Annotated in this window: 14 protein-coding genes and 1 tRNA gene; 7 read left to right on the top strand and 8 right to left on the bottom strand. The window is 59.2% G+C overall.

Annotated features, from left to right (window positions below; genetic code table 11):
- Positions 1-2 precede the first annotated feature (2 nt).
- Together CFBP5499_RS07325 and CFBP5499_RS07320 are read left to right on the top strand one after the other, a co-directional pair.
- Entirely contained in the window at positions 3-1,373 is a 1,371-nt protein-coding gene (locus CFBP5499_RS07325) for an MlaD family protein (RefSeq protein WP_080825016.1), read from the top strand.
- A 15-nt stretch (positions 1,374-1,388) separates the two neighbouring features.
- On the top strand, positions 1,389-1,994 hold the full coding sequence (locus CFBP5499_RS07320; protein ID WP_080825017.1) for an ABC-type transport auxiliary lipoprotein family protein: 606 nt from the start codon (positions 1,389-1,391) through the stop codon (positions 1,992-1,994).
- 204 nt (positions 1,995-2,198) lie between these two features.
- Here the strand turns inward: CFBP5499_RS07320 and CFBP5499_RS07315 are convergent, their stop codons facing one another.
- Positions 2,199-2,636 (bottom strand): PACE efflux transporter, encoded by a 438-nt coding sequence (locus CFBP5499_RS07315; RefSeq protein ID WP_080825018.1) that lies wholly within the window; start codon positions 2,634-2,636, stop codon positions 2,199-2,201.
- A gap of 534 nt (positions 2,637-3,170) precedes the next feature.
- Between CFBP5499_RS07315 and CFBP5499_RS07300 the strand changes: the two genes are divergently transcribed.
- Positions 3,171-3,419, top strand: a complete 249-nt coding sequence (locus tag CFBP5499_RS07300; RefSeq protein WP_080825020.1) for a hypothetical protein — start codon at positions 3,171-3,173, stop codon at positions 3,417-3,419.
- Positions 3,420-3,547: 128 nt separating this feature from the next.
- Here CFBP5499_RS07300 and CFBP5499_RS29970 read toward each other — a convergent pair whose 3' ends face one another.
- From CFBP5499_RS29970 to CFBP5499_RS07285, 3 genes are all read right to left on the bottom strand, one after another.
- The gene (locus CFBP5499_RS29970; RefSeq protein WP_006315378.1) at positions 3,548-3,736 is read right to left on the bottom strand and encodes a hypothetical protein; all 189 of its coding nucleotides are present in this window, start codon (positions 3,734-3,736) and stop codon (positions 3,548-3,550) included.
- Between the two features lie 286 nt (positions 3,737-4,022).
- Positions 4,023-4,253, bottom strand: coding sequence for a hypothetical protein (locus CFBP5499_RS29965; RefSeq protein WP_003502959.1), 231 nt, complete (start codon positions 4,251-4,253; stop codon positions 4,023-4,025).
- A gap of 202 nt (positions 4,254-4,455) precedes the next feature.
- Positions 4,456-4,707 (bottom strand): hypothetical protein, encoded by a 252-nt coding sequence (locus CFBP5499_RS07285; protein ID WP_080827318.1) that lies wholly within the window; start codon positions 4,705-4,707, stop codon positions 4,456-4,458.
- 379 nt (positions 4,708-5,086) lie between these two features.
- On the opposite strand from CFBP5499_RS07285, the gene CFBP5499_RS07280 reads away from it, so the two are divergent.
- A complete protein-coding gene (locus CFBP5499_RS07280; protein ID WP_233284182.1) occupies positions 5,087-5,524 on the top strand; it encodes an energy transducer TonB in 438 nt (145 codons plus the stop codon).
- A gap of 167 nt (positions 5,525-5,691) precedes the next feature.
- Here the strand turns inward: CFBP5499_RS07280 and CFBP5499_RS07275 are convergent.
- Positions 5,692-5,767: transfer RNA gene (locus tag CFBP5499_RS07275), tRNA-Lys, on the bottom strand.
- Positions 5,768-5,921: 154 nt separating this feature from the next.
- The gene (locus tag CFBP5499_RS07270) at positions 5,922-6,176 is read right to left on the bottom strand and encodes a GlsB/YeaQ/YmgE family stress response membrane protein (RefSeq protein WP_080827320.1); all 255 of its coding nucleotides are present in this window, start codon (positions 6,174-6,176) and stop codon (positions 5,922-5,924) included.
- A 143-nt stretch (positions 6,177-6,319) separates the two neighbouring features.
- Here CFBP5499_RS07270 and CFBP5499_RS07265 point away from each other — a divergent pair, with 143 nt between their 5' ends.
- The 3 genes from CFBP5499_RS07265 (at position 6,320) to CFBP5499_RS07255 (ending at position 12,635) form a co-directional block, all read left to right on the top strand.
- On the top strand, positions 6,320-8,965 hold the full coding sequence (locus CFBP5499_RS07265) for a mechanosensitive ion channel family protein (protein WP_175416644.1): 2,646 nt from the start codon (positions 6,320-6,322) through the stop codon (positions 8,963-8,965).
- Between the two features lie 164 nt (positions 8,966-9,129).
- Positions 9,130-11,643, top strand: coding sequence for a GcvT family protein (locus tag CFBP5499_RS07260; RefSeq protein ID WP_080825021.1), 2,514 nt, complete (start codon positions 9,130-9,132; stop codon positions 11,641-11,643).
- A 158-nt stretch (positions 11,644-11,801) separates the two neighbouring features.
- Entirely contained in the window at positions 11,802-12,635 is an 834-nt protein-coding gene (locus CFBP5499_RS07255; protein WP_130932433.1) for a response regulator, read from the top strand.
- A gap of 14 nt (positions 12,636-12,649) precedes the next feature.
- On the opposite strand, the gene CFBP5499_RS07250 is transcribed toward CFBP5499_RS07255, so the two are convergent.
- Both CFBP5499_RS07250 and parE read right to left on the bottom strand, forming a co-directional pair.
- A complete protein-coding gene (locus tag CFBP5499_RS07250) occupies positions 12,650-14,206 on the bottom strand; it encodes a phospholipase D family protein (RefSeq protein ID WP_080825022.1) in 1,557 nt (518 codons plus the stop codon).
- Between the two features lie 148 nt (positions 14,207-14,354).
- On the bottom strand, positions 14,355-16,475 hold the full coding sequence (parE, locus tag CFBP5499_RS07245) for a DNA topoisomerase IV subunit B (RefSeq protein ID WP_080825023.1): 2,121 nt from the start codon (positions 16,473-16,475) through the stop codon (positions 14,355-14,357).
- Between the last annotated feature and the right edge of the window lie 18 nt (positions 16,476-16,493).

The raw sequence follows: 16,493 nt of genomic DNA, 5'->3' as shown, positions 1-16,493 counted from the left end.
GCATGGAAACCAAGGCGAACTATACCATAGTCGGAATTTTCACGCTGATCGTGATCGCAGCCGCATTCGGCTTCGTTTACTGGATGGCGGAATTCGGCCGTGGCGGCCCGACGGCGCAGCTCGTGGTGCGTATTCCCGGCTCCGCCAACGGCCTTTCGGTCGGCTCGCCGGTGCGCTTCAACGGCATTCCGGTCGGTACGGTGCGCGGCCTTGCCATCGACCGCGACGACCCGGCCTATTCCATCGCCTTTACCGAAGTGCAGGCGGATGCGCCTGTTTTCCCCTCCACACGCGCCGTGCTTGAAATCCAGGGCCTGACCGGTGCCGCCTATATCGAGCTTTCCGGCGGCAACAAGGATGGCGAGCGTATCTTACAGAAATCCGTCGAAAGCGGCGTTCCCGCCGAGTTGACGGCCGATCTTTCCAGCGTCACCAACCTGCTTGCCACTGCTGACAAAATCCTGAAACGCGCCGATGGCGCGATCGGTGAATTGCAGGGTTTTGTGCAGGATGCCCGTGGCCCGCTGACGCAGACGGTGCGTAATGCCGAGAAGTTCTCGGATGCGCTGGCGGCCAATTCCGACGGCATCAAGAATTTCATCGCGAGCCTCAGCTCGCTTTCCACCACCGTACAGTCGGTCTCGGTGCGTCTCGACGGCACGCTGACCGCCATCGAGGATCTGGTGAAGGCAGTGGATGCCGGCAAGATCGATTCCATTCTATCCAATGTCGACAAGGTGACGAAGGATGTCGCCTCGGCTTCCAGCGATATCCAGGGCATCATGGAGACGGTGCAGAGCACGGCGCGCAATTTCGAGGCGGCGAGCACGGAAGTGCAGACGGTCGTGAAGCGCGCGGATGAGCTTCTGGCCTCCGTCGATCCCGCCAAGGTCAGCACGGTGGTGGGCGACGTTTCCGCAGCGACCGCCGATGCGCGTGACGCCGTGGCGAATTTCAAGCGGATCGCCGATGATGTCGGTGCGCGTCGCGCCGATATCGACCAGGCGGTTTCCGATTTCACCGACATGGGCCGCAAGCTGAACCTTGCCTCCAGCCGCGTCGATGGCATTCTCGCCAAGGTGGATGGCATGCTCGGCACCGACGACGCCAATTCGCTGTTTGCCAAGGCGCGCGAGACGCTTACCTCCTTCAAGGCGGTGGCGGATAATCTCAATGCCCGCATCGGGCCGATTGCCGACAATCTCACCCGCTTCTCCAGCTCGGGCCTGAAAGATTTCCAGGCGCTGATCGGCAGCACGCGAACGACGGTCGATAATCTCAATAATGCCATCACCAATATCGACCGCGATCCGCAGCGGTTGATTTTCGGCGGCGAAACCGTGAAACAATATGATGGCAGAACAAGGCGCTAAGAGGGGTATGGGCCAATGAGACTATCGATAAACGGCCAAAAACGCCGCGCCCTCATTCTGGCTCCGCTGTTTGCCGCCCTGATGGCAGGCTGTGCGGGTGCGCCGAATAACGACACCTTCGATCTCTCCGTCTCTCCGGCGGCGGTGACGCAAGGACCGTCGCTGAAAAGCCGGCAGCTGCTGATTGCCGATCCGACGGCGCTGAAGGCGCTGGACAGCGAAAACATCGTGGTGCGGCTTTCCGGCTCTGAAGTGCAATATCTCGGCAATTCGCAATGGAGCGACCGCCTGCCGCGTATGGTGCAATCCAAGCTCGTGGAAGCCTTCGAGGATACCGGCAAGCTCGGCGGCGTCGGCCGTCCGGGGCAGGGGCTGGCGATCGATTATCAGGTCGTGACCGATATCCGCGCCTTCGAGATCGATACGGCTGGGAATGTCGCCAATATCGAAATATCGGTGAAGCTGCTGAACGACCGCAACGGCACGGTGAAGGCGCAGGAAGTATTCCGTTCCAGCGCCCGCGTCAGCGGTTCAGGCAACGCCAATTTCGTAAAGGCACTGGATCAGGCCTTCGCCGCTGCCACGCGGGAAATTGTGGCCTGGACGCTGAAGTCACTTTAAGCGCCAGGCAGTCATTTCCGAGACAGGAACCACACCCTGTTCAGGCTCTGGCCGATGGTCGAATGAAATGCAAAGGCCGTGTCTCGAAGCGGCGATGCGCCCGGCTTCAACCGGGCGGAATTTTATCGCGGTTTTAACGTCCATGTCGCCATCGTCTGCGAGACGTTGCGGCGTTGAATTTCCCTTGTGCGCTGCCGCCGTCGATCAGGCGGCGTCCTGCTGCGACTTCCATTCCGGCAGCGGGAAAATCCGGTCATAGCTCCAGTTGAAGACAAAAGCATAGACCACGTAAAACAGCGCAAAGGAGATATCCATCACCAGCGCGTGGACGAGGCTGACATCAAGATACCATGCGATGAACGGCATCAGCACGATCAGCAGGCCGAGTTCGAACAGCACGGCGTGGGCTACCCGCATGGCAGGCGTCTTCAGCGTCGTGCCCTTCAGCCGCTGCATGGCATGGTCGAAGCCGAGATTGTAGACATAGTTCCAGATCGTGGCCAGCGTGGCGCTGACGAGGCCGACGACGCCGATATCTTCCATAGGCATGCCAAAGAGCAGTGCACCCAGGGGAATGACGAGCAGAAGGCCGATGATTTCAAAGCTGAGCGCGTGGCGGATACGATCTTGCAGGGAGCGCATTTCATTCTCCGGTATGTGACCGGGCCGTCCCGCATGCTGTCGCCGATATGGCCGAGGTCGTCCTCGCGCTCAGGCATATAGAGCTTTTGGCTGGAATTTTCAAGCGTGGGGTACCGCTGGCAATCTGGTTCCCGGGGCGACACGTTTATTCTCGTGCGCACCACGAAACCGTGATCGGAACAAGATCGGCGTATTTTCGTTATCGCTCATGGAAGGAGGCGTGCCATGCAGCAGAAACCCTCTGAGGGAAGAACGATCACGGCCGCCAACACGGCGAAGGTTTCGACTTATACGCCCAGTCTCATTTCCCTGAAGGGAAGCTACGTGGCGATGATTTTTCGCAGACCGCTTTGCCCAAATCCGCTGGATGTGCGGAAAAAATAGGGCGATGCAATCGCCCCTCGACTTGCCCGCACATCGAAAACGACGACTGCCGACATGATGATGAGCTTTAGATGTCTCTAAAGTGTGATTTTCAATCCGGCTCGTCTCCACCTAGACTGGAGATTGCCACAAAAGCGAAGGGAGAATGACATGAAATCAGTTCTCATTGTCGCCGCTGTCTTTGGTTTTTCCGCCAGTGCAGCGCTCGCGGAATGCGCAGGTCATGAAAAGATCAACGCTTCCGTTCCTGCCATCGATCGTGAATTCAAAACTGCAAGCATCGTTCCGCCGACGGACCCGGTGGACAAGCCCGTCGTCATCCTGAAAAAGACCGACCGACTTCCGGCAGCGGTTGCGACGACCGGTGAGCCCGAAGCCGCAATGCAGCGCATGCAATAGACAAGAACCATAACCTCTTCATTCAGAAAATCCCGTGCGTGAGGTGATCCGCACGGGATTTCGCTTTTTGGAAACGAGGGGAGGCAGTGGATATCCGGCGCTGAAGGCCCTCTCTATGTCCACGGCGACTAGCTATCGAGTTTCAGCGACAGTTGCTTCGGCCCTTCGTTCTTTTTGAGAACATAGAGCGGCCGAGTGATGATGACTTCCGTTCGCCGCTGCAGTTCGCGGCGGCGTTCAAGCGCGCGCTCACGCATGTCGCGGGAACGGGCGACGACGGAAAGGGCATTTTCTATGGCTGCGTCTGACGTATTCATCGCTGACCTCCATAATGTTCACTTTATGTTCTCATTATTAGCGGCTTGCGTCAACACTATGGCATAGTCACTGGCGGGCAACGATGTGTGTTCGCGCACGAGCATGGCTCAAACACGGCAGGCCGTCTCGAGGTCATACGAGACCGGCTCCACCTGCGTGGCGGCTTCTACGACGCGCCGTGGCGTTCCGGCAGTGTCGATCAGGACACTCCGGGTCTGCTGGGTCGATTGTCGCGATGATGTCTCGAATGGCGTGGGCGATGATCCGCCCGGCTTCAGAAGGGGATCAGGAGAGGGGTCGTTGATCCGGCGCGGGGAGGCCGCCGGCGGTCAGGAGATCGGTGAGATGCTCGCTGGCGAGCGCGACGATGGCAAGGGCGGCCTGCTGGCGGTTCCAGCCGGCATGTTCCGCCTTCTCGATCAGCCCTTGAATGGAAGGCTCCAGCGCGAACTGGCACTCGGCCTGATAGTCCATGGTGTCGATCGAAAGCGACGGGGAATTGATTGCGGCCCGCATCCTTTGGTCTCCCTGTTTTCCGACATGCCCATCCTACGCAACACGCAAATCGGAACATGCACATTCAGAGGCCGGTGATATCGCGTATGCTCGAGAGCCCCGCATATCACTGGCAGCGAATCCCCCAGCAGGCGGACGTTAACGGCAAGTCTCGATCGCTGTCAACGAACGTTCGGTAGCGATGACGCCGCCATGCTCTTTTTCAGAGCCTTCCGTTCCGGAACGGTTTTCGCCGCCAGATCAAAAGCGCCATGACATAAAGCGCAAAAAGCACGAACCATGTGACGGGCAGCACCATGAAAAGCGCCGCATAGGCACAGTTTCCCTCAAAACAGGAACCGAGAAATCCGGAATCGGCAAGGGCTGCCGATAATAAGAACGCGCATATCCCGCTCCCGACAGCGCCGAGAATGAAAAGCGATATGTTGATGAGCAATCTCATGGCCACAATCATAGGGATGATTGAGACAGCTTTGGGGAAACGGGCGGCGGGGCAGAAGCAATAATCACCGTCGCTGCGGTTTTTCATGGCCGCGCCATCGCCAGAGCAGCGGCTGGCTTTTCAGGACCTTGTTCCCAAGCGAAACCGCGCCCTTGAATTTTTTGTGTATAAAATTGCAGAATCGAATGATGTATTTATATATTCTATTTTATATTATTTTATTTTATTGTTCTAATAACTTCACCAATATTTTTGTTTTTTCTTTGTTTTTGTGGAATTATTAATTTTTGTTTTGCGTTTCATGCTTTTTTCCTGGAGCGTCAGGAGTTTTTACTGGCAGTGTCGATTTTTTCCGCACGGGCGGATCACGTCGCAATGAAGGATATTAAATTTGTTCGATCATTTATTTTCCCGCGGTTTCACGCTGCCGGGTCTCATGGCATTCGCCATCCTTATTGCCGGCTTTTTCACACAGGCGTCAGGCCAGTCGCGCGCGTGCAATGATCCCACGCCGGCCGCCAATCTCGACGAAATGTTCGATGCCATCTTCGCCTGCTGGGTGCCGCCGGAAGATACCGACGGGTTGGTGGTGACGCTGCAGTTCATTCTGCACAGGGATGGGCAGATCAGGGGCAAGGTGGTGGTGACCGCCGCCCGCCCACAGGAGGACAGCCCGCGACGCAAGGCCTTCATCGATTCCGCCATCGAGGCCGTAAAGCAGGCGGCGCCCGTTCCGTTTACCGAGCAATTTGGCAGCCGCATCGCCGGACGACCGTTGGCGCTGCGCTTCGTGGGCGCCAAGGTGAGCGTGCCGGAAATGAAATTGTAGGGGCTTGGCACAAGGTTCGCCGACGGCGGTAGCGCTGCCCTGCGTTGCAGGGCACGAGGCGAATTTTTCGCACGAAAGCTCTTGAAGCGAGGGAGGCCTCGGAGGCCTAAACGCTCAAGCGATGCTTTAAATTAGCACCGCAACATCTTGTTACATTTGGAGAAATTTGGTGGGTGATGTAGGGCTCGAACCTACGACCCGCTGATTAAGAGTCAGCTGCTCTACCAACTGAGCTAATCACCCGACCGACACCGTGTGGCGGTGTGAGGGGGGCTATAAAGGGGAAGTTTGGGCTTGTCCAGCGCGGAAATGAAATTTCTTCGATTTTTGTGACGGAAAAATTTCAGTCGCGCTGGAAAAGCCTGGAATTCATGGGTTTTACGGATTTTCTTTTTATTCACCCGCGTCTGAAAGCTCTGCCAATGGCGATGAGGATGCAGGCGCCGACGAAGCCGGCGATGAGATAACCGAGCCAGCCGGTCAAAACGATTCCGAATACCGAAAGGATGGCGTTGGCGATGATCGCGCCGACTATTCCAAGAAGGATGTTCATGAAAACACCCATATTGCTTTTCATGAATTGTTCGGCGAGCCACCCGGCAACACCACCGATGATGATAGCTGCAATCCAGCCAATGCCAGCAGATTCCATGATTTCCTCCCATGTTGCTGCATAATCAAAGGTGATGATTCTCGTGGTGAAAAGCAAGCAACTCCTGAAAACCTCGCCTGATGCGGGTGGTTTTCCGCGCAACAGGCGCTAAATAGCCTGAAGCGGCGCAAGAGACGAAAGGCATGGATGTGCGGTTGATGTTCGGCGGATGGATGAATGGCAGGCGGGTGTTCGGCGGGCGGGCAGGCGCTGGCCGGCGAGGTGGCGGCATGGCCTCGATTTTTGCCGTTCTTTTTGCCCTCTTCGGCAGCCTCTGGGTGATGCCGGCCATGGCGCAGGAAACAACGACCCCGGCAACGCCGGGCGCCATCCAGGTCTCGACGGTCGAGCAGGCGAGATCCGACCTGGAAAAATGGAAGGCGGATATCGCATTCATCTCGGGGCAGGTGGAGGCGGGCGGGCGCGACGATGTCCAGCTCGTTGACCTCAAGGGACGGGCCGATGGCATCGCTGCCGATGCCGCAGCCGCCAATGCCAAGCTTCGGGCGCGGCTGGATCAGATCAAGACCCGGCTGGATGCGCTGGGTGCGGCGCCCGGCGAAGGCCAGCCGCCGGAAGCGAGCCTCGTCACGGAAGAGCGAAACCGGCTGACGGCGGAGCGCGGTGAGATGAATGCCATGGCCGGCGAGGTTGAGGCCACCGCCAGCAATGCCGCGCAGATTTCCAACAATATCACGGCGGTTCGCCGGGCGCTTTTTGCCGCCACCCTGTTCAAGCGCACGGAAGTTTCCGCCCAGACGCTGGGGGATGCGTCTTCCGCCTTTTTGGCCGAGCTGACCAACCTCAACAATGCCTTCAGCAGCTGGGCGGCCTATGTCTGGAACTACAAGCGGCTGCCGATGTTCGGGGCCGTCATGCTGTCGATCATGGCGGCGCTGCTGTTTCTGGTCGGCGGTTACCGCTTTTTCGGCAGCCGCATGGACCGTCGCGCCTTCACGGGTGAGCCTTCCTATCTCAGAAGGCTTTCGGTGGCCTTCTGGTCCACCATGGTGCAGTCGCTGTCGCTGTTCCTGTTTCTCGTCACCTCGGCCTTCTTCCTCGATAATTTCAACGTGCTGCGGTCCGACATAGCGCCGATCCTGTTCGGGGCGATGGCGATCACCGGTTTCGTTTATTTTGTCTCGCGGCTGAGCTATGCGATCTTTGCGCCGACACAGCCGGAATGGCGCCTGCTGAAGGTGTCCAACAAGGGTGCGCACACGCTGTCTTCGGCGGTGCTGTTGATGGCGCTCGTCAACGGTCTCGATTATCTGTTCGGCACGATCAGCGAGACGCTTTATTCACCGCTTATCGTCACCGTCGCCAAGAGTTTCATCGCTTCCGTCATCATCGGCATCATCCTGCTCACCGTATCGTTCCTGCGACCGATGATCGGGGAGGGGCAGGATTACGACACCGGCAACCAGCGCCTGCCGCGCTGGCTCGTCATTCTGCTGCGGGTGGGTGGCCTCATCCTCATCGGCGCCTGCCTCACGGGTTATGTCGGGCTTGCCCGTTTCCTCGCCACGCAGATCGTCGCGACCGGTGCGGTGCTGGCGACCATGTATATCGGCATTCTCTCCGGCAAGGCGATTTCGCGGCAGGGCGCCTTTGGCGAATCCCTTGCCGGGCGTTATCTCGCGCGGCGTTTCGGCCTCGGCCCGGTTGCGCTGGATCAGGCCGGCCTTGCCGCGGGGCTCGGCATCTATGTCGTGGCGCTTTCCTTCGGCGTGCCGCTCATCCTGTTTTCCTGGGGTTTCCAGCCGGGCGATATCGAAAGCTGGGCCTATCGCCTGCTGACCGGCATCACCGTCGGCAATGCCTCGATCTCGCTCATCGGCCTGTTCGGCGGCGTTCTGGTCTTCGCCATTGGCTATATCATCACCCGCTGGTTCCAGAAGTGGCTGGATAATAACGTCATGGCGCGGGGCCAGGTGGATGCGGGGGTGCGCAACTCGGTCAAAACAGGCATCGGTTATCTCGGCATCGCCGTTGCGGCCATCTTCGGCGTCTCCTCCGCCGGTCTCAACCTCTCAAGCCTGGCGCTGGTCGCTTCCGCTCTTTCGGTCGGTATCGGTTTTGGTCTGCAGAACATCGTCTCGAACTTCGTCTCGGGCCTCATCCTGTTGGTCGAGCGCCCTTTCAAGGTGGGAGACTGGGTGGTGACCGGAACGACGGAGGGCACCGTCAAGCGGCTTTCCGTGCGCGCCACCGAAATCGAGACGTTCCGTGGCCAGTCGATCATCGTGCCGAATTCGGAATTCATCAATTCCTCTGTCGGCAACTGGACACACCGCAACCGCATCATGCGGGCGGAAATCCCGGTGTCCGTCGCTTATGATTCCGATCCGCAGCAGGTGATGGATATTCTGCTGGAGCTGGTGCGCGCCCAGCCGCCGGTGCTGCGCAACCCGGAGCCGCATGTGGAATTCCTGCGTTTCGGCGATTTTTCGCTGGATTTCGAACTACGTTTCCACCTTGCCGACCTGTCGAACGGGCTTGCCGTGAAAAACGCGCTGCGCATCGCCATCCTCCATCGTTTCCGCGAAGAGGGCATCGCCATCCCGTTCCCGCAGCGTAATCTCAACATCCATGTGGAAGGCGACGCCAATCCGCAGATGCTGGCGGCGCTGCTTTCGGAAGAGGGCGACAAGGCCGTGGTGGGCCATACAGGGGCGGCTGCTGCGCCAGGTCCTGGCGCAACGCCCCCGAAAGACGGACCCAAGAGGGACGACGAGGCGGTTCCCGAAAACGCCGCAACCGCCAAGACCTCCGGCAAGGGCAAATGATGATCAGCGACATGGCCCTGTCTGCGACAGCAATTTCTTCCCTGTCGCAGCACCCTATGGCCATGTCGCAATCAGGCGGCTGAACGGCGGCCGAGCGCTTCATATTCCTCCCATCCAATGTCGGCGGAATAAGACGAGGCCGGCGCTTTTCAGGGGTTCTGTAAATGAAGACACATGCACGGGCGGTGGTGATCGGTGGCGGCGTTGTCGGCGTCTCGACGCTTTATCATCTTGCCAAAAAGGGCTGGAGCGACAGCGTTCTCATCGAGCGCAAGGAGCTGACCTCCGGTTCCACCTGGCATGCGGCAGGCCTCTTGCCGCTGTTCAACATGAGCTATTCGGTTGGCCAGATTCACAAATATTCCGTGAAGTTCTATGAGGAGCTTCAGGAAGAGACCGGCATGAATGTCGGCTTCTCCAAGGTCTCGAACATCCGTCTCGCCCGCACCAAGGATCGCTGGGACGAATATATGTATTATGCCGGCATTGCCGAGACCATCGGTGTGCGCGTCAACATGCTGACGCCGGAGCAGGTCAAGGAAATCTGGCCGCTCTGCGAGACGGACGGCCTGCTCGGCGCCATCCAGCATCCTGACGACGGTTATATCCAGCCCGCCGATCTGACGCAGGCGCTTGCCAAGGGTGCGCGTGACCGCGGCGCGACGATCTATCGCAACACGACAGTCACCGCCATCGAACAGCTGGAAGACGGTCACTGGAAGGTGACGACGGACAAGGGCGAGATCATCGCTGAACATGTCATCTCGTGCACTGGCAACTTCGCGCGCAAGACCGGCGAGATGGTCGGCATCGATATTCCGGTCATCCCGGTCGAGCACCAATATATCGTCACCGAGCCGCATCCGGCCATTCTGGAGCGCCGCCGTCAGGGCCTGCCGGAAATGGGCGTTCTGCGTGAATCGGACTCTGCCTGGTACATGCGCGAAGAAGCGGGCGGCCTGATCCTCGGTCCTTACGAAGTCGGCGCGCCGGTCTGTTATGTCGATGGTCCGTCCGACGACAGCGAATATGAGCTGTTTCAGGAAGAACTCGACCGCCTGATGCCGCATATCGAAACGGCAATGGTCCGCGTTCCGGCCTTCGGCGAAGTGGGCATCAAGAAGGTCTATAACGGCGCGATCGCCTATACGCCTGACGGTAACCCGATCGTCGGCCCCGCGCCGGGCCTCAAGAATTTCTGGCTGAACGAAGGCCATTCCTTCGGCATCACCGCCGCCGGCGGTGCCGGCTGGCAGCTGGCCGAATGGATCGTCGATGGCGAACCGACGCTCGATCTGATGGGTGTCGATCCGCGCCGGTTCGGCCCACACGCCACGGAAGGCTACCTCATTGCCAAGAACGAGGAAGCCTATGCCAACGTCTTCACCATGCATTATCCCGATGAGGAGCGTTCCGCCGCTCGTCCCTTGAAGACGACGCCGGTTTACGATCGCCTGAAGAAGCTCGGCGGCGTGTTCGGTTCGGTCTATGGCTGGGAGCGTGCAAACTGGTATGCGCCGGAAGGTTATGCGCTGCGGGAAGAAGACCTCGGCGTTGGCGCCGATGTCATCACCAGCCACAATTACGCGCCGCCGCTTGACGATGGCCGTATCGTCGAAAAATGGTCGTTCCGCCGCTCGAACTATTTCGAACATGTCGGCAACGAGGTGAAGAACGTCACGAACAATGTCGGCGTACTTGACATGTCGGCCTTCGCCAAGATGGAGGTTTCCGGCCCCGGCGCGCGTGCCTGGCTGGACAGTATTCTGGCCAACATCGTGCCGAAGAAGCGCGGCCGCATCGCGCTGACGCATCTTCTGACGCCGAATGGCGGTGTGAAGGTTGAGTTCACCGTTTATGAATGGGCGCCTGGCCGGTTCTATATGGTTTCGGCAGGCGGTCTCGAAGCGCATGACCATGACGTACTGCGCCGTCTTGCACCCACCGACGGTTCCGTGGTGTTGCAGCCGATCACGCAGAAATACGGCGTGCTGGTGCTTGCCGGCCCGAAGTCGCGCGATCTGTTGAAGAAGCTGACCCGCACCAGCCTGGAGAACAAGGATTTCCCGTGGCTGACGGCAAAGCAGATTTCCGTCGGCGTGGCGACGGCGCATGCGCTGCGCGTCAATTTCGTCGGCGAACTGGGCTGGGAGCTGCACCATCCGATCGAGATGCAGAATTACATCTTCGACCGGCTGATGGAAGCGGGTGCGGAATTCGGCATCAAGCCGTTCGGCATCCGGGCCATGGTGTCCATGTCGCTCGAAAAGTCCTATCGCAACATGGGCCGCGAGCTTTCGGTGGAATATAACGCCTATGAATCCGGTCTCGACCGCTTCCTGCGGCCGGAAAAATCCTTCATCGGCCGCGATGCGCTGGTGGCCTATAAGGAAGCCGGGGTGAAGTGGGTGTTCTCGACGTTGACCGTGTCGGGCAATACGGATGTCGATGCCCGCGGGTCGGAAGCGATTTCCGATGAAAACGGCGCTCTTGCCGGCCGTGTCACCAGCGGCGGCTTCGGTTGGCGTATCGGCAAGTCGATTGCACTTGCCATGCTCAAACCGGAATATGCGGCAGTTGGCACGAAACTTAAAATCCGCATTCTCGGGACGCTTTATGATGCTGAAGTGGTGGAAGAAAGCCCCTTCGACACGGAAAATGCGCTGCTGCGCGCATAAGACCATTCCCTCCCAAAGCTGGAATACGGCCCCTCGCGGGCCGTATTTCCGTTTAGGTAAGCATATGCCAGCATTCCTTGCCGGCAAAAGTGCTATTAATGATTCTGAAAAATCAGCCTGATATGTTTTCCTCACATACGATGGGGGATCGGGGCAGAATGAATTTCCTGGGCATTACGGGCATGCAATATTCTGGCGTGCCTTTTACCAACAACCGCATTTTACTGGCGGAAGACAGCAACGTGTTCACCCAGATGGTGAGCATGCGGCTCAAGGAAATGCTGGGCGTTTCCGTGGAGGTGTGTCGCTCTTTCGAGGAGTTGCAGGCCTGCTATGAACATTCGCCCGAGCCGGTGACGCTCGCCATTTCCAACATCAACCTGCCGGGGGCGGAAAAGGGTGAGGCGCTGGAATATCTGATCGATCTTTCGATCCCGACCATCGTTTTCACCAGCACCTTTCACGAAGCGACGCGCGAAACGCTGATCGCCAAGGATGTGGTCGATTATATTCTCAAGGACAATATCTTCGCCGTGGATATGCTGACGGAATCGGTCTGTCGCTTCCTCACCAATCATCGCCACCATGTGCTGATCGTCGACGATAGCCCGACGGCGCGGGCGCTGCTTTCGAGCCGCCTCAAGCGCTATAATTTCCGCGTCAGCCTTGCCGATAGCGGTGCGAAGGCGCTCGAAATCCTGAAGGCCAATCCCGATATCGGTCTTGTCGTAACCGACTATAACATGCCTGACATTGATGGTTTCGAACTGACGCGGCGCATTCGCACCGTGCGTGGGTCGCATGAGCTGCGCATCATCGGCGTGTCATCCTCCACCAACCGGCTGCTCTCGGCGCGGTTCCTGAAGGCGGGCGGCAATGACTTCATGTTGCGGCCCTTCATCGACGAGGAATTCTATTGCCGCGTCAACCAGAACCTCGATACGCTGGTGCAGATACAGCTGGCAAAGGCGGGGATAAGGCCGGCCGCCTGAGCCGGTTTTCCCCGTCAAAGCTGTGATTCAAGCGGCAGGAAACGCATGATGCCGGCGATGATGCGGCGGCTGATGGCCGCGTCGGGTTCTCGCCGGTAGGTTTTTGGCTGCCCCTGTTCTTCCGTCATCCAGACGATGCGGTTGGCGCTGTTGATATCAAGTTCGAAGCTCATCGTGCGGCGGATTTCGTCGGCGAATATCTCGTCCATCCTAGCCACCAGCGGGGCTGAACTGAAAACAACGCCCATTTCCGTATTGAGCGAGGCGGAGCGGGGATCGAAATTGAGCGAGCCGATATAGCCGGTCCTGCCATCGCGGGTGAAGGCCTTGGTGTGCAAGCTCGCCTGTCCCGAACCGCGCAGGGTGAAGTTCGACTGGTCCGCTTGCGCCCGCAACTCATGCAGGCGCACACCGCCTGAAAGAAGCGGCTTGCGATAACGCGCATAACCGGCATGAACGGCGGCGACATCGGTTGCGGCCAGCGAATTGGTGAGGATGGCGAGCGACACGCCGCGTTCGGCGAGATCGAGAAAAATCTCCACACCCTGTTTGCCGGGAATGAAATAGGGGGAAGTGATGTGCAGGCTTTCGCCCGCCGCCTGCATCAGCGGCAGCAGGCTTTCCATCAGGAAATTATGGCCCTTGCGGCGTTTGCCCGCCGCCTTTTCCGGGGGATCGGCAAGCACATCTGCCGTATCGACCCAGTGCAGACGGTCCGACATCAGGAAGTGATCGCGGCCATACTGGCTTTCGACCCGCTCCAGATAGGGCTTGGCCGCCTCGCTTTTCGGCAGGCCATCCAGCTCGCGCCGCAATCTGGCGAGTTTGCTCGGCCGTCTTGCCAGAAGCGACCGCACAGGCACGGAAACGGCGCTGTTCCAGTAATCGTCGAAAATTTCGGTGGCATCGGCAACGATCCGGCCGAAACCGAGAATGTCGAAATCGTGGAAATTCGCCCGCTCGGCGGCATCGAAATAGGCGTCGCCAATATTGCGGCCGCCGACGATCACGGCCCGCCCATCGGCAATCCATGCCTTGTTGTGCATGCGCCGGTTGACGCTTCGAAAGCGCAGTACCAGTTCGATGCCTCTATGCATAATGTTCTCCCGCGCTCGCGTCGGATTGAACAGGCGAAGTTCGATATTGGGGTGGCTATCGATGGCATGGAAAATACGATCCGACATGGAGACGCCGAGATCATCAAGCAGCAGCCGCACCCGCACGCCACGATCGGCGGCGGCGATGACCTCGCGCATCATCAGCCGTCCAGTCAGGTCGGCATTCCACATGTAATACATGAGATCGAGACTGCGCCCCGCCGCCCGTGCCGCAGCCACACGCACGGCAAAGGCATCGAGGTTGGAATGTAACAGGCAGAGCGCATTCTTCTCGTTCCAGCCGTTCCTGATCGATTGCCAGTGCCGGTCCAGCGCCGTTCCGTCTTCGGCAACGGGCAGGGCGGTGGAGGGGCGTTTGGGAACGGCCTTTTCCCGCTGTTTGCCGATGACGACGAACAGGCTCGGCCCGATGAGCATGAGAAGAATGATGATGAAGGCCGTAAATGCAGTCACTTGTTTTTATCGCTCCCGGCCCGAAGATTATCAGGCGGGATGCAAACGCGCGAGGGGATAAAGCGTTCACTACAGTGGGGCGCCGGCGTTAGTGTTGCCTTCTCACGACATTTCACTTGAGGCTTCGGCTATTGGTCAGCTTCTTGCCTCAAATATCCAGATTATCGGCGAAGGCCGCGCGCTCCTGAATGAAGCGGAAGCGGGCGTCCGCCTTGGTTCCCATCAGGTTATCGACAGCCTCGCGGGTGCCTTCGAAGTCCACGTCATCGATCTCGACACGCAGCAGGGTGCGCTTTTCGGGATCCATGGTGGTTTCCTTCAACTGCGCGGCCATCATTTCACCGAGGCCTTTGAAGCGGCCGATTTCGACCTTCTTGCCCTTGAACATGGTTTCCATCAATTCGGCGCGGTGGGCATCGTCGCGGGCATAGGCGCTCTTGGCACCCTGGCGGATGACGTAGAGCGGCGGCACGGCCAGATAGAGGTGGTTGCCGCGTATGAGTTCCGGCATTTCCTGATAGAAGAAGGTGATGAGCAGCGAGGCGATATGGGCGCCATCGACATCGGCATCGGTCATGATGATGATGCGCTCATACCGCAGGTCTTCTTCGCGGTATTTCGTGCGTGTGCCGCAGCCGAGCGCCTGGATGAGATCGGCGATCTGCTGGTTGGCGGAAAGTTTTTCGCGGCTGGCGCTGCCGACGTTCAAAATCTTGCCGCGCAGCGGCAGGATGGCCTGATTGGCGCGGTTGCGCGCCTGCTTGGCCGAGCCGCCTGCCGAGTCACCCTCGACGATGAAAAGCTCGGCATTTTCCGCCGTGTTCTGGGAGCAGTCCGCCAGCTTGCCGGGCAGGCGCAATTTGCGCACCGCCGTCTTGCGGTTGACTTCCTTTTCCTTGCGGCGGCGCAGGCGCTCTTCGGCGCGCTCGATCACCCAGTCGAGCAGCTTGTCCGCTTCACCCGGATTGCCGGCAAGATAATGGTCGAAGGGATCGCGCAGCGCGTTTTCAACGATGCGCTGGGCTTCGACGGTGGCGAGCTTGTCCTTGGTCTGGCCGACGAATTCAGGCTCGCGAATGAAAACCGAGAGCATGCCGGCCGCTGAAATCATCACGTCATCGGTGGTGATTTCCTTGGCGCGCTTGTTCTGCGTCAGCTCGGCATAGTTCTTCAGGCCCTTGGTGAGCGCGATGCGGAAACCGGCCTCATGCGTGCCGCCTTCAGGGGTCGGGATGGTGTTGCAATAGGAATGAATCTGCGTGTCGCCGCCATACCAGGTGACAGCCCATTCCAGTGCGCCGTGACCGCCGGTCTTTTCGGTGCGGCCCGAGAAGATTTCGCGGGTGACGGTGAATTCCTTGCCGAGCGTGGCGGCGAGGTAATCCTTCAGGCCGCCCGGAAAATGGAACACGGCTTTTTCGGGGATTTCACCACCGGCCGGCACCATGCCGGGATCGCAGCTCCAGCGGATTTCAACGCCGCCGAAGAGATAGGCCTTGGAGCGGGCCATGCGGAAGATGCGGGCCGGTTCGAACTTGGCATGATCACCGAAGATCTGCGGATCGGGATGGAAACGCACGCGGGTGCCGCGGCGGTTATGCACATCGCCCAGTTCCTCAAGTCCGCCGATCGGCGCGCCGCGCGAAAAGCGCTGGCGGTAAAGCTTGCGGTTACGGGCGACTTCCACTTCCAGCAGGTCGGAGAGCGCATTGACCACCGACACGCCGACGCCGTGCAGGCCGCCTGACGTCTCATAGGCCTTGCCGTCGAACTTGCCGCCGGCATGCAGCTTGGTCATGATGACTTCAAGCGTCGACTTGCCCGGAACCTGCGGGTGGTTTTCCACCGGAATGCCGCGGCCGTTATCGGTGACAGTCAGAAAACCTTCGGCATCGAGATGGACCTCGATGAAATTGGCGTGGCCAGCGACGGCCTCGTCCATGGAGTTGTCGATGACTTCGGCGAAGAGATGGTGCAGGGCCTTTTCATCGGTGCCGCCAATATACATGCCGGGACGCATGCGCACGGGCTCAAGCCCCTCAAGCACGCGGATCGACGAGGCGCCGTAATCGTCACCGGAAGGAGACACGGGTGCGGGCGGGGCGGGCGGCGTGACGGCCGCAACGGCTGCGGGTTTCGGCTGCACGTTCACATTCGCGGCTGCGGTCGCCGGGGCCTTCACGGGTTTGCCCGCGTCCTCGTTCGTGTCCGTATCGCTGTTTTGTGCCGCCGGAAGACCGGAGAAGAGATCGTTGCTGTCGTCCATCATGTCCAAAGTTCAAAAGCG

The sequence above is a fragment of the Agrobacterium tumefaciens genome (genome assembly GCF_005221325.1).
Lineage (GTDB): Bacteria > Pseudomonadota > Alphaproteobacteria > Rhizobiales > Rhizobiaceae > Agrobacterium.
The sequence above is the reverse complement of the archived record's forward strand: the minus strand, read 5'-3'. Positions and strand labels throughout refer to the sequence as shown.